This is a genomic window from Labedaea rhizosphaerae, from assembly GCF_004362825.1.
Taxonomy (GTDB): domain Bacteria; phylum Actinomycetota; class Actinomycetes; order Mycobacteriales; family Pseudonocardiaceae; genus Labedaea; species Labedaea rhizosphaerae.
The window spans coordinates 272391-293007 of sequence record NZ_SNXZ01000002.1; the positions used below are offsets into that span (position 1 = coordinate 272391).

General features: G+C 70.7%; 21 protein-coding genes. 9 read left to right on the forward strand and 12 right to left on the reverse strand.

Features of this window, described 5'->3' with window-relative positions:
* Positions 1 to 20: 20 nt before the first annotated feature.
* Both EV186_RS10820 and EV186_RS10825 read left to right on the forward strand, forming a co-directional pair.
* A complete protein-coding gene (locus EV186_RS10820; RefSeq protein ID WP_133849109.1) occupies positions 21 to 779 on the forward strand; it encodes a hypothetical protein in 759 nt (252 codons plus the stop codon).
* The gene (locus tag EV186_RS10825) at positions 755 to 3121 is read left to right on the forward strand and encodes a CHAT domain-containing protein (RefSeq protein ID WP_133849110.1); all 2367 of its coding nucleotides are present in this window, start codon (positions 755 to 757) and stop codon (positions 3119 to 3121) included. The genes EV186_RS10820 and EV186_RS10825 overlap by 25 nt, the downstream gene beginning before the upstream one ends.
* Here the strand turns inward: EV186_RS10825 and EV186_RS10830 are convergent.
* The 4 genes from EV186_RS10830 to EV186_RS10845 are packed head-to-tail and all read right to left on the reverse strand — an operon-like array spanning position 3106 to position 6197.
* Positions 3106 to 3438 carry a hypothetical protein gene (locus EV186_RS10830; RefSeq protein ID WP_133849111.1) on the reverse strand — a complete coding sequence of 111 codons (333 nt, stop codon included), beginning with the start codon at positions 3436 to 3438 and terminating at the stop codon, positions 3106 to 3108. The two genes, EV186_RS10825 and EV186_RS10830, sit on opposite strands and share 16 nt — an antisense overlap.
* A gap of 60 nt (positions 3439 to 3498) precedes the next feature.
* A complete protein-coding gene (locus EV186_RS10835) occupies positions 3499 to 4260 on the reverse strand; it encodes an ATP-binding cassette domain-containing protein (RefSeq protein ID WP_133849112.1) in 762 nt (253 codons plus the stop codon).
* Entirely contained in the window at positions 4257 to 5207 is a 951-nt protein-coding gene (locus EV186_RS10840) for an ABC transporter permease (protein ID WP_243753960.1), read from the reverse strand. The genes EV186_RS10835 and EV186_RS10840 overlap by 4 nt, the downstream gene beginning before the upstream one ends.
* A gap of 27 nt (positions 5208 to 5234) precedes the next feature.
* Positions 5235 to 6197: a substrate-binding domain-containing protein gene (locus tag EV186_RS10845; protein ID WP_208115632.1), complete on the reverse strand. Its 963-nt coding sequence runs from the start codon at positions 6195 to 6197 to the stop codon at positions 5235 to 5237.
* Here EV186_RS10845 and EV186_RS39400 point away from each other — a divergent pair.
* The 5 genes from EV186_RS39400 to EV186_RS10865 all read left to right on the forward strand — a co-directional run bounded on the left by EV186_RS39400 (position 6112) and on the right by EV186_RS10865 (position 11112).
* Positions 6112 to 6306: a hypothetical protein gene (locus EV186_RS39400; RefSeq protein ID WP_208115659.1), complete on the forward strand. Its 195-nt coding sequence runs from the start codon at positions 6112 to 6114 to the stop codon at positions 6304 to 6306. The two genes, EV186_RS10845 and EV186_RS39400, sit on opposite strands and share 86 nt — an antisense overlap.
* A gap of 100 nt (positions 6307 to 6406) precedes the next feature.
* Complete coding sequence (locus EV186_RS10850; protein WP_133849115.1) at positions 6407 to 7396, forward strand: LacI family DNA-binding transcriptional regulator; 990 nt, start codon at positions 6407 to 6409, stop codon at positions 7394 to 7396.
* The gene (locus tag EV186_RS10855) at positions 7381 to 8304 is read left to right on the forward strand and encodes a carbohydrate kinase family protein (protein WP_424982475.1); all 924 of its coding nucleotides are present in this window, start codon (positions 7381 to 7383) and stop codon (positions 8302 to 8304) included. The genes EV186_RS10850 and EV186_RS10855 overlap by 16 nt, the downstream gene beginning before the upstream one ends.
* 137 nt (positions 8305 to 8441) lie before the next feature.
* A complete protein-coding gene (locus tag EV186_RS10860) occupies positions 8442 to 9542 on the forward strand; it encodes a hypothetical protein (protein ID WP_133849116.1) in 1101 nt (366 codons plus the stop codon).
* Between the two features lie 85 nt (positions 9543 to 9627).
* A complete protein-coding gene (locus EV186_RS10865) occupies positions 9628 to 11112 on the forward strand; it encodes a cation:proton antiporter domain-containing protein (protein ID WP_133849117.1) in 1485 nt (494 codons plus the stop codon).
* A 27-nt stretch (positions 11113 to 11139) separates the two neighbouring features.
* Here EV186_RS10865 and EV186_RS10870 read toward each other — a convergent pair whose 3' ends face one another.
* From EV186_RS10870 to EV186_RS10880, 3 genes are all read right to left on the reverse strand, one after another.
* Entirely contained in the window at positions 11140 to 11886 is a 747-nt protein-coding gene (locus EV186_RS10870; RefSeq protein WP_133849118.1) for a DUF4253 domain-containing protein, read from the reverse strand.
* A 54-nt stretch (positions 11887 to 11940) separates the two neighbouring features.
* A complete protein-coding gene (locus EV186_RS10875; RefSeq protein WP_166659113.1) occupies positions 11941 to 12567 on the reverse strand; it encodes a CBS domain-containing protein in 627 nt (208 codons plus the stop codon).
* Positions 12568 to 12660: 93 nt separating this feature from the next.
* Positions 12661 to 13557, reverse strand: coding sequence for a universal stress protein (locus EV186_RS10880; protein WP_133849120.1), 897 nt, complete (start codon positions 13555 to 13557; stop codon positions 12661 to 12663).
* A 263-nt stretch (positions 13558 to 13820) separates the two neighbouring features.
* Here EV186_RS10880 and EV186_RS10885 point away from each other — a divergent pair, with 263 nt between their 5' ends.
* Both EV186_RS10885 and EV186_RS10890 read left to right on the forward strand, forming a co-directional pair.
* Complete coding sequence (locus tag EV186_RS10885; RefSeq protein ID WP_133849121.1) at positions 13821 to 14423, forward strand: hypothetical protein; 603 nt, start codon at positions 13821 to 13823, stop codon at positions 14421 to 14423.
* An 18-nt stretch (positions 14424 to 14441) separates the two neighbouring features.
* On the forward strand, positions 14442 to 16208 hold the full coding sequence (locus tag EV186_RS10890) for a SulP family inorganic anion transporter (protein WP_133849122.1): 1767 nt from the start codon (positions 14442 to 14444) through the stop codon (positions 16206 to 16208).
* A gap of 30 nt (positions 16209 to 16238) precedes the next feature.
* On the opposite strand, the gene EV186_RS10895 is transcribed toward EV186_RS10890, so the two are convergent.
* The 5 genes from EV186_RS10895 to EV186_RS10915 form a co-directional block, all read right to left on the reverse strand.
* The gene (locus EV186_RS10895; RefSeq protein ID WP_133849123.1) at positions 16239 to 16853 is read right to left on the reverse strand and encodes a CBS domain-containing protein; all 615 of its coding nucleotides are present in this window, start codon (positions 16851 to 16853) and stop codon (positions 16239 to 16241) included.
* Between the two features lie 59 nt (positions 16854 to 16912).
* Positions 16913 to 17893 carry an Acg family FMN-binding oxidoreductase gene (locus EV186_RS10900; protein ID WP_133849124.1) on the reverse strand — a complete coding sequence of 327 codons (981 nt, stop codon included), beginning with the start codon at positions 17891 to 17893 and terminating at the stop codon, positions 16913 to 16915.
* Between the two features lie 124 nt (positions 17894 to 18017).
* Positions 18018 to 18866, reverse strand: coding sequence for a hypothetical protein (locus EV186_RS10905; protein WP_133849125.1), 849 nt, complete (start codon positions 18864 to 18866; stop codon positions 18018 to 18020).
* A 91-nt stretch (positions 18867 to 18957) separates the two neighbouring features.
* The gene (locus EV186_RS10910; protein WP_133849126.1) at positions 18958 to 19317 is read right to left on the reverse strand and encodes a peptidase inhibitor family I36 protein; all 360 of its coding nucleotides are present in this window, start codon (positions 19315 to 19317) and stop codon (positions 18958 to 18960) included.
* Positions 19318 to 19528: 211 nt separating this feature from the next.
* Positions 19529 to 20515 carry a GlxA family transcriptional regulator gene (locus EV186_RS10915; RefSeq protein WP_133849127.1) on the reverse strand — a complete coding sequence of 329 codons (987 nt, stop codon included), beginning with the start codon at positions 20513 to 20515 and terminating at the stop codon, positions 19529 to 19531.
* Between the last annotated feature and the right edge of the window lie 102 nt (positions 20516 to 20617).

The window sequence follows — 20617 nt, forward strand, 5'->3', positions numbered from 1 at the left end:
GCGGACTGCGGGGACGCGGGATGATCGAGCCCATGGGCGAGGCGCCGTTGGGCGACGCGTTGGACCGGTTCATGACGTCACCATCGCTGCGGGACGCGCGCGACGCGCTGCGCGAACACCCGGAACTGCTCGGCAACGAGACCTTGGCGTGGCTGGAGGAGATCCTGCGCCGGCTGCGTCAACGCAACGAGACCGACCACATCGAGTCGGTCGAGCACTGGCTGGGCCTGCTCCGCGTCTTCCGGCGTTTCGGCGTCGAGGAGGGGTACTGGGAACTGCTCGCCGACGGCCTCGTCCGCGCCGATCAGGCCGAGACGAAACGACTGCTCGAGCTCTACCCCGAACTGTCGAGCGACGCGGCACGCGAGTACTACGACCGGCGTGAGCACGAAGCCCACCTGGCCGCCGACCAGACGGCCGCGACGAAGTACCTGATGGCCTCGGTGATCCCGGGCGGCCGGCTCGCCGAGGAGGCGTTCCCCGCGGACACGAGCTTCGCCGGCGGTTTCCTCGCCCACTACGTCGCCCAGGACGACGAGCAAGCCCGGCACCAGTACCTCACCGACCACCCCGAGGTGCTGGACATGCCGGCGGCGTTGGTCGCCGAGTCGTTGTTCCAGCCGCCGATGAACCAGGCTTGGGCCGATGTCGACGTGGTGGCGCTGCGGGCGCTCTACCTGCGCCGGGCGCTGTTCCGCCGCGCGTCGACGGTCGGCGCGCCCCAGGCGATCCGCGAGTTCGAGGAAGGGGCCGAGTGGCCGGACCTGATCACGAGCTGACCGACCGCGCCCAGGTCGCGCGGGACGCGGCGAGCTTGCGCGAGGAGACCCTCGAGCTCGAGTCGGGCTCGGACGAACAGCTGCGGCTCTACCACGACGCCACCGTGATGACCGTGTGGAGCTCGATGCTCGACCAGGACGTCACGGTCCTCGACACCATGCTGCACATCGTGCTCAACGGGATCCGTTCGGCGACCCACGCGGGCCGGGCGCTCTTCCCGCTCAACGACGACCTGCTGGTCGCCCTGGCCGCGGCGGCCACGTGCCACATCGAACGCTTCGACTACCGCTACGAGCTCAGCGATCTCGACGAGGCGCAGCGGCACGCGATCCAGGTGCTGGAGCTGGGTGCCGGGCGGGACATCCCGCCGTCGGCCGCGGTCGACGCGCACCTGGTGCTGGGCCGGGTCGCCGTCCGCCGCAGCCAGATCGGCATCGACCCGGAAGCGGTCCACCGGATCATCCCCGCGTTGCGGGACTGCGTCGAGACCTACAACGACGCGTTGACGATGGCCGTGCTGGCCGACTGCCTGCGTGTGTCGGTGGCCCACCCGGACACCACGCCGGAGTACGCGCAAAGCGCCCTCAGCGAGGCGGCCGGCCTGTTCGACACGCTGTTGCGCTCCCCACGGCCCGACATCCCGGTGGGTGCGCAGCTGAGCGCGCAGTGGCTGTCCGGCTTCGGCTTGGTGTACTACGCCGCGTACCTGCTCGGACGGTCCGAAGACGAACTCGAGGAAGCCCGCAGGCTCCTCGGTCTGGCCCACGACGTCGACCGGAACAACCCGGAAGTGGCGCTCGCCCTCGCGTTGGTCGACGACTCGACCGACGGTTACCGCCAGGCCATGCATCTGAGCACGCGCAACGCGTTCGTGTTCGCCCAGGCGTCCGCGATGCTGGCCTACGCGCTGCGCGGCGAGGACGACGAGGAAGGCGTCGGCGATGCCGCGCGCAGCGCCCTGAACCTGGTGCACAACCTGGCCGAACGCCAGGTGCTGCCCGAGGACCGGCTCGACTTCCTGCGCAAGAGCGCCGACTTGGTCGCCCTGGCCGCACCCGCGCTCGCCGCGGTGCCCGGCCGCACGGTGTCGGCGGTCGAGCACATCGAGCGAGCGCGGATGACGACGCTGCGGGAGCGCTTCCCGCACGAGGAACCCGAGCTCTTCCGGCTCGGTGAGGTCCGGCCCGACCTTGCGACGCCGTTGCGCCGGGCGCTGGAGACCTGGCGATCACCCCACGTCTCGACGGTGGCCCGCGCGGCGGCTCGCGACAAGGTCATGTACTACCAGGACGAGGCGCGCGCGGTGCCCGGCTTCGAGCGGCTGCGCGACATCCCCGACCTGGCTCGTCTTCGGTTGGACGCGCCGCTGGTCTACCTGGTGCCCGGTCACCCGGCGGGCGCCGCGTTCGTCTTGTACCCGGACCGCGAGCCGACCGCGCACCCCGTGCCCGGCTGCGCCCGCACGCCGGTGCCCGAGCCGGTGGTGAATTTCCAGCAGGCGACCTACGGCACCACGTGGCCCGCCGGTGCCCGCCGCGCCGCCGTGTCGGACATCGCCGCGTGGGCCTGGGACGCGTTGTACGCGCCCATTCGCGAAGCGATCTCCGGCTACTCCCACGTGCACGTCGTCATGACGTCCTACCTCACCGGCGTGCCACTGCACGCCGCCCGGAACAACGACGGGACCTACGCGCTGGCGGAAACCGACATCCGTTACGTGCCCTCGGCGGGCGCGTTGCTCCTCGCCCGGCAGCGGGCCTTCCCGGGCTTCGAGCCGAGGTTGCTGGCCATCCCGCAGCCGACTGGCTCCGGCGTGGCCCTCGACAACGCGACCGCGGAGGCGCAGGACGTCGCCGCGTTCTTCCAGGACGCGCAGATCCTGGATCCCGACGACATCGATCGTGCGACGGTCCTGGGCGCGCTCGGTGGTGTGGGCCTGCTGCACGCCTCGTGCCACGGCACGGCCGACCCCGACGACCCGCTGGCCAGCGGGCTCGAGCTCGACCACGGCGAGCGGTTCACCTTGCGGGAGCTCTTCGACCGGCCGCAGGACCACCTCCTGGTCGCCGTCCTGTCGGCGTGCCAGACCAACGTGCCGGACGTCGAACTGCCCGACGAGGCCATCAGCTTGGCCGCGGGGATGCTGATGAGCGGCTGCCGCGCGGTGGTCGCGTCGGCGTGGCAGGTCCCGGACACCGCCACCGCCGAACTCATGCGCGAGACGTACCGCCGGTGGCGGACGGAGGGCATGGACCTGCCCGAGGCGTTGCGGGCCGCCCAGCTGGGGATGTGCGAACGCGCGCCGTACTACTGGGCCGGCTTCTCCTATTCGGGGCCTTGAGCCGCTTCGGCCGCGACCTCGTCGAGCGGACGCGGGCCAGCCTTGGTTTGCACCCACGCCTTGCGCAGACCCTGCACGCCTTCGAGCAACGCGCGGACCCGGTTGAGCAGCAAGGTGGTCGCGGCCACCGTGCCCGCCGACGCGGCGATGACCGCCGTGATCGAATTGATCACCTCGACCGCCGAACCTCGTTCGGCGTCCTCGACCTCGACGTCCACGGCGGCGACCCCGGTCAGCTCGCCGAGCAACCGGCCGAGCTCGTCCGGGGTCGTGCCGGACTCCTCGATGTCCAGGTACAGCACCAGTTCGTCGCCCACGTGCTCACCCTAAGCCTTGCGCAAGCCGAACGCGGCCCGGGCGGCGCCGAACGAATTCCGTCAGACGGGGACCGCTTTGGCGCCGGTGATGAACGAGACCACGTCGCTCATGGACACCTCCGCGGGTGACACGACCCCGGCCCGCTTGCCCAGCCGGTGCACGTGGATCCGGTCCGCCACCTCGAACACGGCGGGCATGTCGTGGCTGATCAACACCACCGGCAGACCACGCTCGCGGATCCGCTTGATCAGGTCCAGCACGTGCTCGGTCTCGCGCACCCCGAGCGCGGCGGTCGGCTCGTCCATGATGACCACTTTGGACCCGAACATCGCCGCCCGGGCCACCGCGACGGCCTGGCGCTGGCCACCGGACAACGTCTCCACGGTCTGCGTGATGTCCTGCACGGTGGCGATGCCGAGCGCGTCCAACTGTTCACGAGCCTGCTTGCGCATCGCCGGACGGTCCAGCAACCGCAGGAACCCGAGGAACCCGCCGCGGCGGATCTCCCGGCCCAGGAACAGGTTCGTCGCGATGTCCAACGCGGGCGAGACGGCGAGGCTCTGGTAGACCGTCTCGATCCCGTACCGGCGGGCGTCGATCGGCGAGTGCAGCCGCAACGGCTTTCCGTCCAGCCACATCTCCCCCGCGTCCGGGATCAGCGCTCCGGTCAACGCCTTGATCAGCGACGACTTCCCGGCGCCGTTGTCGCCGACGATCGCCAGCACTTCGCCGGGGTACAGCTCGAAGTCCGCGCCGTCGATCGCGGTCACCCGCCCGTAGCGCTTGCGCAAACCCTTTGCCGCCAACACAGGCTCGGTCATGCGGACCTCCGCCGGGTGATCTGGTCGAACGCGACGGCGGCGATCACCAGCACGCCGGTCGCCAGGTTCTGGTAGTTCGAGTCGATCTCCATCTGGGTGAGCCCGCTGCGCAGCACGGCCACGATCAACGCGCCCACCACGGTCCCCGCCACGCCACCGCGCCCGCCGAAGAGGCTGGTCCCGCCGATCACCACCGCGGTGATCGAGTCGAGGTTCCCGGTCTGGTAAGCGTTCGGGTCGGCCGTGGGCGTGCGGCCCATGGCCAGCCACGCCGCGATCCCGTAGACCAGGCCCGCCAACGCGTACACGCTCAGCAACGTCCGGTCGATGTTGATCCCGGACAGCCGCGCGGCCTCCTTGTCGTCGCCGACGGCGTAGACGTGCCTGCCCCACGCGGTGCGTGCCAGCATCACCCAGACGACCACGAACAGCACGAGCGCGACGCCCATCCCGATCGTCATCTGGATCTGCCCGAACAGGTACAGCTGCGTGCCGAGGACCGTGAGCAGCCCGTCGGGCACCGGCCACGTCGTGCCCTGGCTGTAGAGGCTCGTCACCGCGGTCATCACCGCGAGCATGCCGAGGGTGACGATGAACGGCGGGAGCTTCAGCCGGGTCACCAACCCGCCGGAGAGCGCCGCGACCAGCGTGCAGCCGACGATCCCGAGCACGAGCGCCACGGGCGAGGGCATCCCGCCGAGCGCGAGCCGCGTCACCAGGACGGTGCCGAACACCGCGATCGCCGCGTTGGCCAGGTCGATGCCCGCGGTCAGGATGATCAGGGTCTGGCCGAGCGCGAGGGTGCCGATCACCACCGACTGCTGCACCACGAACGAGAAGTTGTCGAGGTTGAAGAACGTGTCGGTGGCGACGGAGAAGAACACCACCGCGACCACGAGCGCGGCGAACGGCCCGAGTGCGGGGCTGCTCGCGAACAGCCCCCGCACGCGGTCTCCGGTCAGCGTTGCCACGGCTCAGCCCCAGCAGTTCTGCGCGCCCCACGTGGAGTCCTGCGACTCCATGCCCGGGACGGGCTTGTCGGTGATCAGCGTGGCGCCGGTGTCGATGAAGCCCGACGGCTTGGTGCCGTTCTGCGCGTAGGTGACGACGGCGTTCACGCCACCCTCGGCCATCTTCTTCGGGAACTGCATGACGGTGGCGACGAACTTGCCGTCCTTGACGTCCTGCACGCCCTGGCAGCCGCCGTCGATGGCCGCCACGAACACCTTGCTCTGCAGCCCACGCGACTTGAGCGCCTGGTACGCGCCGCGCGCAGCAGGCTCGTTGATGTTGTAGACGACGTTGACCTTGTCCGCGGTGCGGCCGAGGAGGTTCTCCATGGCCTGTTGCGCCTTGGTCTGGTCGCCCTGGGTCAGCGCGCTGCCGATGATGGCCGGGGTGTTGAGCGGCAGGCCCATGCCCTTGAGGAAACCGTTGTGGCGTTGGATGCCCACGGACGCGCTCGGGTCGAGGTCCATGGCCACGATCTGCGGTGGCTTGGGTCCCAGTCGCGCCTTCGTGTACTGGCCGAGCAGCTCCCCGGCCTTCTCGTTGTCGGTCGCGTAGGTCGCGGCCACCGCGTCGGCCGGCTCGGTCGCGGTGTCGAGCGCGATCACCACGATGCCCTGGTTCTGCGCCTCCTTGATCGCACCCAGCACGCCCGCCGAATTGCTCGGGGTGATCAGGATGCCCTTGACGCGTTGTTGCACGAGGTTCTCGATCGCCGAGACCTGGCCTTCGTTGTCGCCGTCGAACTTGCCGGCCAACGCGATCAACTCGGCGCCCTTGGCCTGCGCGGCGGCTTTCGCCGATTCGCGCAACTTCACGAAATAGGGGTTCGACTCGGTCTTGGTGACCAAGCCGATCTTGATCGGCCCCGAACCGCCGCCGCTGTCGCCGCCTGAGCTGCGCGTGGTCGTGCACGCCCCGGCGATCATCACCGCCGCAAGCACCGCCAACAGGGGAATGAGCCTTGCCGAGCGCGCCATCGTCGCCGCCTTCCTCGCTCGACCGCGGCTGGACGCCGCGTGGTGTTCGTCACCGTAAGAGCCTGTTCACCTCGGCGAAATGGTTTGCGCAAATGGTTGCGAAAAGCTTGCGCGACACCCACGATGATCGGGTGGCCGGCCCGCGTCGAACCCCGCGAATGGCGGATGTCGCCCGGGTCGCGGGCGTCTCGATCACCACGGTTTCCCATGTGGTGAACGCGTCCAGGTACGTCGCGCCGGAAACCCGGGAAAAGGTCCGGTCGGCCTTGGAAACCCTGTCCTACACCGCGCCTCCACCCGTCGTCGCGGCGCCGACCGGCCGGGTGATCGGCCTGGCCGTCACCGGCATCTCCAACGCCTACTTCGCCGAGCTGATCCAGGGCGTGGAGTCCGAGGCCCGCAGGCAAGGCTTCGCCTTGCTCCTGTGCGACTCGCACGACGACCCGGCGATCGAGGCGTCGGCGGTGGCCACGCTGCTCGCGCACAACGTGGAGGCGGTGATCCTCGCGCCCACGGTCGGCTGGGAGGAGACGACGTTGCCGGTGCTGCGCCACCGCGCGACGCCGTTCGTGCTGGTGGACCGGATGAGCACGGTGCGCTGCGACCAGGTGGGCGCGGAGAACCAGGCGGTCTCGGCGGCGCTGGTGGACCACCTGATCGAACGCGGGCACCGCCGGATCGGCCTGCTCGCCGGGCTGGACGGGTTGTCCACCAGCACCGAGCGGTCCTCGGGCTACCGGCACGCGCACGACGTCGCCGGGCTCGCCGTCGACGAATCCCTTGTGGCGGCCGGGCATTCGACGGTGTCCGGCGGCCGGGCGGCGACCACCGCCCTGCTGCGCGGCGAGGATCCGCCGACCGCCATCTTCTCGACCAACAACGCGATGAGCGTGGGCGCACTGCTCGCGGTGAAGGAGCTGGGCTTGCGGATACCCGACGACGTCGCGCTGGTGGCGTTCGACGACTTCGAGTGGGCGGGGGCCATGTCGCCCGCGTTGACCGCGGCCGCGCAGCCGTTCCACGCCATGGGCGCGCGTGCCGTGCAGCTGCTCGTGCACCGGCTGGCCGATCCGGCGGCCCCGCAGCGGATCGTCCGGCTGCCGGTGGAGATCGAGCACCGCGAGAGCTGCGGATGCGTGCGGCCGTGATCGTGGTGGGTGGTGAGGCGCTGATCGACATGGTGCCGGTGGGCACCGACAACGGCGACCCTGCGTTCGCGGCACGCCCGGGCGGCGGCCCGTTCAACGTGGCCGTGGGCGCGGCGCGGCTCGGTTGCCCGGTGTCCATGCTGACCCGGCTCTCCACGGACGCGTTCGGCGAGAAGCTGCTGGCCGGGTTGCGGTCGGCGGGCGTGCACACGGACCTCGTGCAGCGCGGCCCGGAAGCGACATCCCTTGCGGTAACAGGAATCGGCGACGACGGGTCGGCCGAGTACCGCTTCTACGTCGACGGCACGGCCGACCGTCTCGTCCGCGCGCCGGCGTTGCCGCCGGGCACCTCGGCCTTCGTGGCCGGCACGCTGGGCATGGTGCTCGAGCCGGGCGCGTCGGCCTACGAGGCGCTGCTGCGGCGCGCGCACACCGACCGCGCGCTCACCGTGCTCGACCCGAACATCCGCCCGGACCTGATCGCCGACCCCGACGCCTACCGCGCGCGGTTCTGGTCCTGGTTGTCCACTGTGGACATCCTGAAGCTCTCGGCGGAGGACGCCGAGTGGCTGGGTGGTGACGTGCGAGGCTGGCTGGCCGCCGGCCCGTCGGCCGTGGTGCTGACCCTCGGCGGACAGGGACTGGAAGCCGTCACCGCGGCGGCCACGATCAAGGCCCCGCCGGTGCCCGTCACCGTGGCGGACACCGTCGGCGCCGGCGACACCGTGCTCGCCACCCTGCTGTACGGCCTGCACGAACGCGACGCGTTGCGCCGCGACGCCGTGCGTGCCCTGGACGAGCAGACGTGGCGGGCCGTGCTGGACGACTGCGCCGCGGCCGCCGCGTGGACGTGCGCGCGGACCGGCGCGCAGTCCCCGACCGTCGCCCAACTGCGTGGGTCCGCTTAGGACAGACGGAGACGCGGCGAGCCGGACGTCGCCGGCTCCCCCAGTCGCGTTTCAGGCCCGGTCAGGCGATTCGCAACGGACGCCATCAGGTCTAGGCTCCGCCAAGACGACATTGGGGATGTCCTGGGGAGGCCACCATGACCACCACCGACCCGCGCGAGGGCCTGTTCATCGGCAGCATCTCGCCGGCGGCGACCACGGATACCGCCGAAGCGGTGGAGATCTTCCTGAACGCCGCGCGGCCGCCGGCCGGGCCGTTTCCGCTGCCCGCCGTCCCCCTGGGCGAGACCGACGACGCCAACTGGGTCGACGCGCAGCTCGGCTCGCTGGACAAGGTGCCGGCCCTGCGGCGCATCAAGCGCAGCACCTTCGGCAAGACCGGCAACTACACCGGGATCCCGATGTACGTGCGCCGTCGCGGGCAGCACATCGACCCCGACGACCTGGACCTGCGGATGGTGACCCGGGTCGAGGCCGGCTACCCGGTGCTGCGCGAGGTCGCCGCGCGCCACGACCTCCCCGTGCCCCGCCTGCAACTGGGCGTCAACACCCTGGACCTGGCCATCTTCGGCCTGCGCACCGGGGTGCGGAGCGAACTGGACGCCTTCGTCGAAGCCACCCGGCGGGAGACGCACGCCGCCTGGGAGCGGACCGGCGGGAACATGTTCTTCCTGGTCGAGACGCCCGTGGCGACGATCATGGCCAACATGTTCCGCGGCCGGCAGAGCCTGCTGAACTGGCTGGCCACCGCCCTGGACAAGGTGGTCGGCGCGCTGCCGACCGGAGCGTCGTGGGGGTTCCACTTCTGCTACGGCGACCTGAGCAACAGCAGCATCGGCGACCACGGCACGCTGGCCGAACGGCTGCGGCTGTACAAGTTGATCTACCACCCGGCGTACTCGGTCAAGATGATCAACACGGTGCTGCGGCTGGTGGCCGACAAGGGACGCGCCCCGGAGCTGGTGCAGGTCCCCCTCGCCCTGGGCAAGCGGCCGCCGTCGCTCGACCCCGCGGACTACCGGGCCTACCGCGAGATGTTCGTGCCCGAGGGCACGAAGGTCTTCGGTGGCGCCATCCACTACGAACGGTCCACCGAGGAACTGATCAGGCTGTTCCACACGCTGGACGACGTGTTCGGCCAGCGCGTCGGCATGTCGAACTCGTGCGGCTTCGGCCGGCACGACGCCGCCCAGATGCAGGCGTGCCTGGACCACATGGGACCGGTAGCCCACTCCTGACGGCTCGACACCTGTCCTGACCCGCGTCGATCCGCGTCGATCCGCAAGACTGTGGGTCACGGCGAGGGCAGGAGGATCGGCAGGGATGGCGGACACCCAGGAATTCGCGCTGCTGGTGTTGCTCGTGGCGCTGACCGGCCTGGTGGCCGTGGCGTCGAACCGGCTCACCGCGGTGCTGAAGGTGCCCGTCGCCGTGCTCCTGCTCGTCGCCGCGGCGCTGGCGGTGAAGCTGATCCCGGACCTGCACACCCCGTCCGAGGTCGTGGTGAACCGGCTGGTGACCGTCGCGCTGCTGTGCATCCTGTTCGACGGCGGCATGCACCTGGGCTGGCGCCGGCTGCGCGCGGCGGCGACGCCGATCCTCGTGGTCGGGGTGGCCGGCACGTTCCTGACCGTGGCCGTGGCCGCGGCGCTGATCCACTTCGGCTTCGGCCTGGCCTGGTACCCGGCCCTGCTGGTCGGCACCGCGGTCGCGCCGACCGACCCCGCGGTGGTCTTCTCGGTGCTCGGCCAGCGCGAGATCGCCGGGCGCAGCGGCACGATCCTGGAAGGCGAGTCCGGCGCCAACGATCCCGTCGGCATCGCGCTCATGGCGAGCCTGCTGGCCGCGGGCGGGATCTCCGGTGAGGCCCTCGGTCACGTCGGCCTCGAGTTCCTGCTGCAGATGGTGGTCGGTGGCGCGGTCGGCGTCGGTGGCGGCTGGCTGCTCATCTGGTTCAGCCGCGCGGTGCGCCTGCCCAGCGAAGGCCTCTACCCGCTGCGGACCCTGGCCTTCTCGCTGGTCCTCTACGGCGCGGCGACCCTCGCCCACGGCTCGGGGTTCCTGGCCGTCTTCGTCGCCGGCATCGTCTTCGGCGACGTCCGCGCCCCGTTCAAACGCGAGGTCGAACGCTTCCACGGCGCGCTGGCCAGCCTCGGCGAGATCGTCGCGTTCGTCGTCCTCGGCCTGACCGTGGACGTCTCCGTGCTGGCCCGCGCCGACGTGTGGATCCCCGGGCTCATCCTGGGCATCGCCCTGGCCGTCGCGATCCGGCCCGTCGCCGTGGGCCTGTGCCTGCTCGGCACCGGACTGGGCCGCCCGGAGCGGCTGTTCGTGCTCTTCGCCGGGCTCAAAGGCGCCGTCCCCATCCTGCTCGGCGGGTTCCTCTTGGGTGCGCAGCTGCCCGACACCGGTCGCCTGTACGGCATCGTCGTGATCGTCGTGTTGTTCTCCGTCATCGCCCAGGGCGGCCTGGTGCCGTCGATGGCCAAGTGGCTGCGGCTGCCCATGCGAACCGTGGAGCCCAAGCCCTGGGCGCTCGGGGTGCGCCTACCCCACGAGCCCGACGGAGCGCACCGCTTCACCGTCGCCGAAGGCTCGGCCGCCGAGGGCCGGACGATCGCCGACCTGGCGCAGCTGCCCGTCGACCTCTGGGTCAGCCTGATCCTGCGCGACCAGCGCGTGCTGCCGGTCGCCGGCGACACCACCCTGCGCCGCGGCGACGACGTCCTGGTGCTCGCCGCCCCGGACACGCGCGACCAGCTGAACGAACTGTTCGGAAAACGGCGCCCTGAGCCGAAGAAGAAGTAGCCGAGCGGGTGCGTGGCTGGGCCGGTTTCAGTCCCACCAGAACGACCAGTGGGTCCACATGGCGAGCCCGGCGAGGTAGTCGTCGGGCTGCAGGCCCTGGTCGATGTTGTCGGGGCAGAACGCGTAGTGCTCACCGAGCAGCCGGGTCAGCTGGTCGCCGGCGGGCACCCGCGGTGCCTGGACGACCAGCGTGTCGAAGCCGACGCTGACCAGCGTGGCGCCGAGCCGGTCCTCCCAGCTGCGCAGCACACAGGACAACGCCTCGCCGACGAGATCGGCGTTGGTCGCGCCCAGCCAGCCCAGCGCCTTGAGCGTGTTCGCCGGTCGGTCCACCGGCACCAGCAGCAGTCCGCCCGGCGCACCGATCTCCAGCTGGTCCGCGGTGAGGTCGGGCCCGGGAACGGCCTGCGCGAAGCCGACGAATCGGTGCGGGCCCTCGGCCGTCCCGTCGGCGTCACCGCCGAGCACGTCGCGCGGGTCGAGCACCCGCGGATCCGGGCCGCCGAGTTCGCCGTCGCGCCAGGGACGGGACAAGTCGCCGTCGTCCAACCCGGTCGCGTGCAGCGGCCACAAGCCGGTCTCGGGGAACACCGCGGCGAGCCGCTGGACCAACCCGGTCAGTTCGTCGGGGGGCAACAACCCTTCGGACACCCACGCGACGGGGGTGGGCGCGTCGCCCTCCGCGGCGACCACCCGGACGCCCACCGGTAGCGCGATCCCGGCGAGCACCGGGGAACCCTCATCGGGCAGGGAACCGGGAACAGCACGGAACACGATCGGATCCACCTCCACGGCGAGGGCGCGGTGCCGGTGGATTCTCGCAAACGATCAGCCGTGGTGGTGCACCGACCAGCGTCCCCGGGGCCGGTCGTCCCACACGTAGTCCAGGCGGTTGACGACCGCCTTCACGCCGCGCACCGCGGCGGCCACCCGCGAACAAGCGTCGACATCGCGGTGCCACGGCACCCGCCCGACCAGGAAGACCTGACCGTCGTCGACCTTCACGCGCAAGCACCGCGCGTCCAGGTCGGGCAGCATGCCGATCACGGTGCGCTCGATCTGCCGGGTGATCTGCGCATCGGCGGTGGCGAGGATGTCCTTCCGGGTGACGACCCCGACCAGCTTGCCCTCGCGCACGACGAACAACCGTTGCGCCCCATCGCGAGCAAGCGCGGCCGCGTCCTCGATCGGCGTGTCGGAACGGACCGTGGCCGTCGAGGTCGACATGAGCTCCCGGACCGTCCCGTTCGGCCGGGCCGGGTCCACTGCGTCCACTCCGGACACGACGCCGAGCAGCGTGCCCTGCGGTCCGACGACGGGCACGCCTCCGCTCCGCATGGCGCCGCGCAGGTCCTGCAGCTGCACGCGGGTCGTGTCCGGCGTGATCGTGACCGCGGCCGGCGTCATGACGGTGGTGACGGTCGTCCCGCTCTTCGCGACGGTGGTGATGGGCATCGGCGTCTTCCTCTCGGCTGTCCGGGGCATACCTCTATTCGACCGCGCACCGACCGTCGCGCAGGAGGGTCGTTCGTCGACGCTCCAGCTGGCCTAGGTCACCACGTCGGCCCGGACGACCGTCACCGGCGAGTCGGCGTGGCGCAGCACCGCCTGGCTGGTCGAGCCGAGGGTGAGCCCGGCGAAGCCGCCGCGGCCGCGGCTGCCGACGACGACCAACTGCGCCTGGGCGGACTGCCGCACCAGTTGTTCGGCCGGGCCGGTACCCCGGACCTCCGTGGTGACGACCACGTCGGGGTACTTCTCCCGCCAGCCCGCGAGCCGCTCGCTGATCAGCTCCTGGGCGTTTTCGTTGGCGGAGCGCCAGAACTCGGCCGCGATGGCGGAGCTCATGGCGATGTCGAACGCGGTCTCCTGCCAGGCGTGCACGGCCATCAGCGGCGCCTGGCGCAACGCCGCCTCCTCGAAGGCGAACGCGATGGCGGCTTCGCTGACCGGGGTGCCGTCCACGCCCACGACGACCGGGCCACCGGCCGGCTCACGCCTGCGGCGCACGACGGTGATCGGGCAGGCCGCGTGCGAAGCGAGCCCGACCGCGGTGGACCCGAGCAACAACCCGGTGAACCCGCCGAGTCCGCGGGAGCCGAGGACCACCAGCTCCGCGTCCTCGCTCAGCTCACGCAGCACCTGCTGGGCGTTGCCCGCGGTGACCACTGTGGACACATCGAGGCGCGGCGCCGCTTCCTCGGCGACCTTCTTGGCGTCGCGCACGGTCTTCTCGGCGTCGGACCGCAGCGCGTCGTGCACGTCGCTGGACACGATCAAGCCTTCGGGGTAACCACTGATCGGCCAGGTGTACGTGTTCACGACCTTCAGGGATCGCCGGCGCAACACGGCCTCCCGCGCCGCCCACCGCACGGCACGAGTTGCCGACTCGGAGCCGTCGGTGCCGACGACGATCGGCTTGTGGGTCGAAGCTGAGGTGGTCATGGACGCTGTCCTCCGTCAGTCGAGATGCCGGCCCTGTTGTCGCCGGGCACCGCTCACGCTTGTGACGGTAGGAACGCCGGCGCACGGGCAAGGCGGGCCGAAGTCATCTTTCGTGGGGACTTTCGCAACACGCTGCGCACGAGGCCGGATCGTCGCCACGGAGACGACCAAGGACGCGCCGTCGAGGACCTTCGACCCGCGAACCCGCGCCGCCGAGCCGCTGACACTGGTGTCATCACGAAGAGCGCACCCGGAGGTCGACGATGACAACGGCACACAGCACCCCCAAGCAGACGACGCGCAAGGTCCCGCTCCAGCGCGGCGTCCAGGCCGTCGCACCCACCGAGGGCGGTGCCACCATCCGGATCGCCGCGGTACTGCGGATCCTGATGGGCCTGGTCTTCGGATGGGCCTTCCTGGACAAGGTGTTCGGCTGGGGCTACGCCACCTCCACCACGAGCGCCTGGATCAACGGCGGCTCCCCCACCAAAGGCTTCCTCGGCTCCATCGACCACGGCCCCTTCGCCTCGACCTTCCACGACATCGCCGGCACCGCCTGGGCCGACTGGCTGTTCATGCTCGGCCTCGCCGGCATCGCCCTGGCCCTGCTCACCGGCGCGGGCCTGCGCATCGCGGCCACCACCGGTGGCCTCCTGCTGCTGTTCATGTGGATCGCCGAATGGCCCCTGGCCCGCCACACCTCCACCGGCGAACTCACCCGCTCCACCAACCCCATCATCGACGACCACCTCATCTACGCCGTCGTCCTGATCCTGCTCGCCGCCCTCAACGCCGGCGCCATCTGGGGCCTCGGCAAACGCTGGACCGGCCTCCACATCGTCCAGAACAACCGGTGGCTCGCGTAGTCCTGCGGCGATCGAACGGTGGACACCGCGAGCAGCAAGCCGGCCGGGCCACGACCCGGCCGGCTCTTGCCGGGTCTGGCCCTGCTGCGCACCTATCGCCGCGACTACCGCACGGGCTGGCTACGCGCCGACATCCTCGCCGGCATCACCGTCGCCGCCTACCTGATCCCGCAAGTCATGGCCTACGCACAGGTCGCGGGCCTGCCGCCGGCGGCCGGTCTGCAGGCGGCGCTGGTGGCCATGCTCGTCTACCCGCTGCTCGGCTCGTCCGCGCGGCTCTCCCTGGGACCGGAGTCGACCACGGCGCTGATGACCGCCGTGACCATCGCGCCACTGGCCGCTGGGGATCCCACCCGGTACGCGGCACTGGCCGCGATGCTCGCGCTGCTGGTCGGCGTGGTCCTCGTCCTGGCGCGGTTCGCCCGGCTCGGCGTCCTGGCCGATCTGCTGTCCAAGCCGGTGCTGGTGGGCTACCTCGCGGGCACGGCGGCAATCATGATCATCGGGCAGCTGGGTCGCGTGACGCGGCTGCACTTGACCGGGGAGTCGACCTACGCCGAGCTCGGCTCGTTCCTCGATCAGGCCGGTGCCGCGCACCTGCCGACGGTGCTGATGTCCGCCGGCGCCCTGGGGTTCCTGCTCGTGTTGTCACGGCTGGCCCCCAAGGTGCCGGGACCGTTGGCGGGCGTTCTGCTGGCCACGCTGGTCAGCGCGGTGTTCGCGCTGCGCCACGACGGGATCGACGTCGTCGGCACAATCCCGGCCGGGTTCAGCGCGCCCGCCGTACCCGCGGTGTCGGCCCACGACGTGGCTGCCCTGCTCCTCCCCGCGATCGGCGTGGCCGTGGTCGGGTACAGCGACACCGTGCTGACGGCGCGGTCGTTCGCGATGCGCCACGGCCGCACCGTCGACGCCAACGCCGAACTGCTCGCGCTGGGTGGCGCCAACCTGGTGACCGGTGCGCTGCAAGGGTTTCCGGTGAGCAGCAGCGCGAGCCGCACCGCCATCGCCACCGCGGTGGGCAGCCGTTCGCAGCTCTATTCGCTCGTCGCGGTGGTCACGGTCGCCCTCGTTCTGCTGTTGGGCCGGCCCGTTCTCGGTGCCTTCCCCCAGGCCGCGCTCGGCGCGCTGGTCATCTTCGCCGCCCTGCGCCTGATCGACCTCGGCGAGTTCCGGCGCTTCGGCCGGTTTCGGCGCAGCGAGTTGGTGCTGGCGCTGAGCACCACCGTGGCCGTGCTCGCCTTCGGGATCCTCTACGGCATCCTGGCCGCCATCGCACTGTCCATACTGGACCTCCTGCGCCGGGTGGCGCGACCTCACGACGGCATCCTCGGCTACGTGCGCGGCGTCGCCGGGATGCACGACGTCGACGACTACCCCGGTGCGCGACGGGTGCCCGGGCTCGTGGTCTACCGCTACGACGCGCCGCTCTGCTTCGCCAACGCCGAGGACTTCCACACCCGGGCCCTGCGCGCCGTAGACGGCTCACCCACCGACGTGGAGTGCTTCCTGCTCAACATGGAGGCCAACGTCGAAGTCGACATCACCGCCGTGGACGCCCTCGACCAGCTCCGCACCCAGTTGCACGAACGCGGCATCGAGCTGAGCCTCGCCAGGGTGAAGCAAGACCTGCGCGACCAGCTGCGCGACGCGGGGTTCCTCGACCGGCTCGGCACCGGGCACGTGTACCCGACGCTGCCGGTCGCGGTCCACGCGTACGACCGGGCCTACACGCAACGCCACGGCCACCTGCCGCGGCCGGATGAGGCGGGCGGACATCCCTGATGAGACTGGGTTGCACGGCCCTTCAGGCAATCACCGCGTGGATCCCCGGGGCGCGCTGTGCACCGTCGCCCGCACGACCCCCGGCACGGCTTCGGCCAGCACCAGCGCGATGTGCCGGTCGGTGGCGTCGTCGAACTCGTCGCGCACGACGGCCTCACCGTCCTGCACCGTCACGGTCCACCGGCCCGGACCACCGTAGCTCTCGAGCCTCCGGGTGACATCACGGGCGATCTCGTCGTCCGGGCGGGCCAGCACCTTGATCAGGTCGCGTCGCGTGACGACGCCGACCAGCACCCCACCGTCCACAATGGGCATGAAGCGGTGCCTGTCGTCGAGCATCGCGCGGGCGAGCACCGTCACGTCGGTGCCCGGGCCCATGCCGGTCACGCGCGCGCTCATGACCTCCCGGACCAACTGCGGCACCCGCAGGTTCGGCGCATCCACCGTTTCGTACCGGTAGCGCGGGTCCGCCGGGAACCGGTCGCGCACGAGGTCGGCCTCGCTCACGATCCCGACCAACTGGTCGCCCTCGACCACCGGCAGCGCGGTGAACCCGTTGTCCGCCAACAACTTCGCCGCCTGCTTCACGGTGGTCGCCGGCCGCACACTGACCACGTCGCGGGTCATCACATCACGTGCTCGCATGGCTTCTCTCCTCGTGCGGAACCCCGGATCCGGGCCTTTGGGGAACAGGGCCTTGGGGCTCAGGTCGGCGGTTCGGCGTAGGTCGTGACGTCGGTGTGCGGGCGCCGACGGGTAGACCCGGTGGGATAGCCGTAACCCAGGCGCAGCAACGTGTACGGCTCGCCCTCCGGCCGGAACTCCTTGCGCAGCACGTCACGCACGTCGTCGACCTCGAACGGCTGGGTGACGAACGACGTGCTCAGCCCTTTCGCGGTCGCCACCAGCAGCACGTGCTGCATCGCCATGCCGACGCTCACCTGGTCGGTGGCGGTCGGGCCGCGACCGCAGACCACGGCGAGCAGCGGCTCCTGCTCGTAGCTGCGGGCGGGCACCGCTTCTTGGCCGGGGAAGGAACGCAGGACCAGCAGGTTGTCGGCGTCCGGTGGCGCGCCGGCCGCGTGCACGGACACCCCGTCGGCGTGCGTCGCCGATCGCCCGGTCCACTGCGCCAGCTCCCGCTGGAACGCGGGATCGTTGCGCTGGACGTGGTCCGCCCGCCGCACCATCCGCGCCACGACCTGGTAGCGCGGGGACGGGTCGATCAACACGAGTTCAGCGAGGTGACCGCGAGCCGCCTCGACGAGTACCGTCCGCAGGTGCGGTGGCACCGGCTGGTCCAGGAACGGCCTGCGGTTGCTGTGCCGCTTGGGGATCGCCTTGCACAGCACCCGGTCCGCTTCGGTCGGTTGGATCTCGCCACCCACGTGCACGGTCGCCAGGAGCTCGGTTCCGGTCTTGCGCGGGTGCTCCACCCGAACCTCGCGACCGTGCGCCCGGAGCACCGTCATCAGGTTGAACAGGGCGGCGCCACCGGCCAGACGGGCCTGCGTAGCCCGCGGGTCGGCCACCGGCAGGACCCGCGACGGGTCGAGCCGCACCTCGATCCGGCTACCGTCCACATGGAACAGCCAAGGCTGGGTGTTGTGCGGCGACGGTGCGAGCACCGCGGCGGCGAGCGCGCGGTCGACGAGCTCGGCGGTGTCGGGAAGCGTGTGGGGCATGGCGTGCTCCTCATCCGGGTCGTCGGCGCACGACTCCAGAGTCCTCGCGAAGGGCCGCCCCGATCACCTGTCGCCCGTCCCCGGTTGCCGGGACCTTGGTCCCCACAAACACCATCCTCGGCAGCTACGACCGGGTCAGCACGGCCTGGGCGGCATCCAGTTCCTTCTTCATCGCCGCGCGGCGGTCCTTGAAGTAGCCGGGGTGCTGGTTCAGCACCTTGTTCTGGAACCGTGTTTCGGCCGTGTACCAGACCTCGACCAGGTTGGTCCGGTTCTTGCACGTCACGTCGGTGGAGGCGACCAGGATCTCCTGCTTCGACGGTCCCGCGGCCTGGTCCGCCCACCACTTCTGGTCCGACATCGCCGCCAGTGGATCGGGGTAGGTCAGCGTCGCCTGGCGCATGCAGTCCCGCCAGGAGTTCAGCGCCCGGGCGACCGCCGGATCGCTCAGGGAGTCGTACAACGAGTCGTGGCTGCTTCGCACCAGCAATGCCTGGTTGGAGTCGTCGCCGGCCTGGAGCCGGTCGGCCGCCTTGCGACCGCACCCGTCCTTGCCGAACGCGGCTTCCTTCGCGCCCTCGCCCAGGGTGCGGTCCCGCTTGTCGTAGGCCTGCTCGAGGCTGATCGGGGTCAGCAGGCCGGCCGGGACGTGGTAGCCGAACTGGGCGATCCTCATCTCGATCACGCCGTAGCGCCTGCGGTTTCGCAGGTCCGGTGCGTCGGTGGGCCGGTTGATGACCGGCCACGTGTATCCCTTGCCGCGCAAGCACTCGGCGATCAGCACGTCCTCCGCGTTCGAGATCGTGTACAGCTCGGCATCGGAGAACGAATACGCGTCCAAGGGCAGGTGCAGCGCCTTCACCTGCTCGGTGGGCGGGAAGGTCTCGACCGGTCTGGGTGAACCGGCAGGCACAGCCGCGCCGCAGCCGGCCAGGAGGAGCGCGACGAGGAGGAGGGGTATCGAGCGCAGCATCTGGATTCCCTGCTTTTGAGCACCGGGCGACATCGGGTGCAGCCGGTATGGAAGCCGGCCGCACCCGATTGCGCAAATGCCGAATCGGACGTCAGATTCGCTTGAGGGAGCTGGCCTTGTTCGAGAAGCCGTTGTTCCCGAAGTCCGAGTCGTAGGAGAAGGCCTGCGCCGTGTAGGTGAGCGAGCCGCCGCAGCCCGGCAAGTCCCACATCTTGACCTGGTGGTCGCGGTAGTTGCGCATGGCGTTCGCGTCGTTGGTGATGCCGGACCCCAGGTTGGTGCAGGTCGTCGTCGGCGCGTAGCGGTACTCACCGCCCTGGTAGTCGTGGGTTTCGTACAGGCAGAACGTGTTCGCCGGACAGTCCGCGGAGGCCGGACCCGCGAGGGCGAGGCCCACCAGCACCGGCTGAATACCCACGATCAACGCGGCCGCGATGATTTTCCGTCTCATTTCGATTCTCCGTCCATTCGGACTCGATGTCGAACGGCATTCGGCGTAGTCGGGCGCGCGTTCTCCTTTTCTACCGCCCCGAGGCGCCGAGCATCCGCAGATGGGGCTTCGTCGCCAGTAATTGCATTGTTACTGAAGTCACCCGTTTGCCAGGACAATCCGTTAGCTGTGGAAAGTATTTCTCACACTAATGCGCGTGCAATTTGTCGGGTTACCCGGCGAGGCCGTCACCGGCAGTGGCGCGGCGGGCCGTGCGGAACCGGCGCTGGTAGGCGGCGGGACTGATCGACAGCTTCCGAGCGAAGACACGTCGCATGCTTTCGTAGCTGGGGAACCCGGCGAGGTCCGCGGCCTGTGTCGCGGTGTGCCCTTGGTCGAGCAGGGCCCTGGCCATGTCGAACCGGATGCCCTCGACGTAGCGGGCCGGTGTGGTGGACAGTTCGTCGTGGAAGAGCCGGGTGAGGTGGCGGGTGCTCACGTTGAGGTGTTTCGCAAGCGCGCCGAGCGAGTGGTCCCCGCTGGGGTTCGCCGTGACCAGGTCGGTGATCGTGCGCAGCGCCGGTGAGCGGGGTGGTGGTCCCTGCAGCGGTGCCGAGAACTGCGACTGGCCGCCCGCACGCTGCATGTACACCACCAGGGCGCGGGCGACGTCGCGGGCCAGGTCGGGCCCGTGGTCCTCTTCGACGAGCGCGAGCGCCAGGTCGATGCCCGCCGTCACGCCTGCCGACGTGTACGTGGTGCCGTCGCGGACGTAGATCGCGTCGGGCTCGACGCGGCAGGTCGGGCACCGGGCGGCGAGCTCGGCCGCCACCTGCCAGTGCGTGGTCGCGCGCTTGCCGTCGAGCAGGCCCGCGGCGGCGAGGACGAAGGCGCCGGTGCAGATCGACGCGACCCGGCCGGCCACCGCCGCCGGGATCCGCGCGGCCTGCGCCAGGTCCTCGGGGACGCGGGCGCGCGGGTACACATCGGACCCGACGACGAGGAACGTGTCAGGCGCAGGTTCCGCGGCGACGGCGCCATCCACACCGATCCGCACCCCGAGGCTCGACGTGACCTCCGCGCCAGTCGGCGACAGCAGCACGATCCGGTAGTCGGCACCGAACCGGTTCGCCTCCTTGAACACCTCCGCGGGACCGGCGAGGTCCAGCAACGTCACCCCGTCGTAGACGAGGAAGGCGACGCGGTGCGGTGTCGACACGGTTCATTGGTAGCACGCTGTCCGGATGTAAGGGGTTCCTGGCCGGACGAAGGCGGCGCCGCGCCCCGCCCGGCGCGCAGCATGGAGTCGGACGCCCGGTCC

Excerpts from the sequence above, each read along its gene's own strand:
- EV186_RS10820 (WP_133849109.1), top strand. The coding sequence starts at position 21 with ATGATCGAGCCCATGGGCGAGGCGCCGTTGGGCGACGCGTTGGACCGG.
- EV186_RS10835 (WP_133849112.1), bottom strand. The coding sequence starts at position 4,260 with ATGACCGAGCCTGTGTTGGCGGCAAAGGGTTTGCGCAAGCGCTACGGG.
- EV186_RS10845 (WP_208115632.1), bottom strand. The coding sequence starts at position 6,197 with ATGATCGCCGGGGCGTGCACGACCACGCGCAGCTCAGGCGGCGACAGC.
- EV186_RS10850 (WP_133849115.1), top strand. The coding sequence starts at position 6,407 with ATGGCGGATGTCGCCCGGGTCGCGGGCGTCTCGATCACCACGGTTTCC.
- EV186_RS10855 (WP_424982475.1), top strand. The coding sequence starts at position 7,381 with ATGCGTGCGGCCGTGATCGTGGTGGGTGGTGAGGCGCTGATCGACATG.
- EV186_RS10860 (WP_133849116.1), top strand. The coding sequence starts at position 8,442 with ATGACCACCACCGACCCGCGCGAGGGCCTGTTCATCGGCAGCATCTCG.
- EV186_RS10865 (WP_133849117.1), top strand. The coding sequence starts at position 9,628 with ATGGCGGACACCCAGGAATTCGCGCTGCTGGTGTTGCTCGTGGCGCTG.
- EV186_RS10875 (WP_166659113.1), bottom strand. The coding sequence starts at position 12,567 with ATGCCCATCACCACCGTCGCGAAGAGCGGGACGACCGTCACCACCGTC.
- EV186_RS10880 (WP_133849120.1), bottom strand. The coding sequence starts at position 13,557 with ATGACCACCTCAGCTTCGACCCACAAGCCGATCGTCGTCGGCACCGAC.
- EV186_RS10885 (WP_133849121.1), top strand. The coding sequence starts at position 13,821 with ATGACAACGGCACACAGCACCCCCAAGCAGACGACGCGCAAGGTCCCG.
- EV186_RS10895 (WP_133849123.1), bottom strand. The coding sequence starts at position 16,853 with ATGCGAGCACGTGATGTGATGACCCGCGACGTGGTCAGTGTGCGGCCG.
- EV186_RS10900 (WP_133849124.1), bottom strand. The coding sequence starts at position 17,893 with ATGCCCCACACGCTTCCCGACACCGCCGAGCTCGTCGACCGCGCGCTC.
- EV186_RS10905 (WP_133849125.1), bottom strand. The coding sequence starts at position 18,866 with ATGCTGCGCTCGATACCCCTCCTCCTCGTCGCGCTCCTCCTGGCCGGC.
- EV186_RS10910 (WP_133849126.1), bottom strand. The coding sequence starts at position 19,317 with ATGAGACGGAAAATCATCGCGGCCGCGTTGATCGTGGGTATTCAGCCG.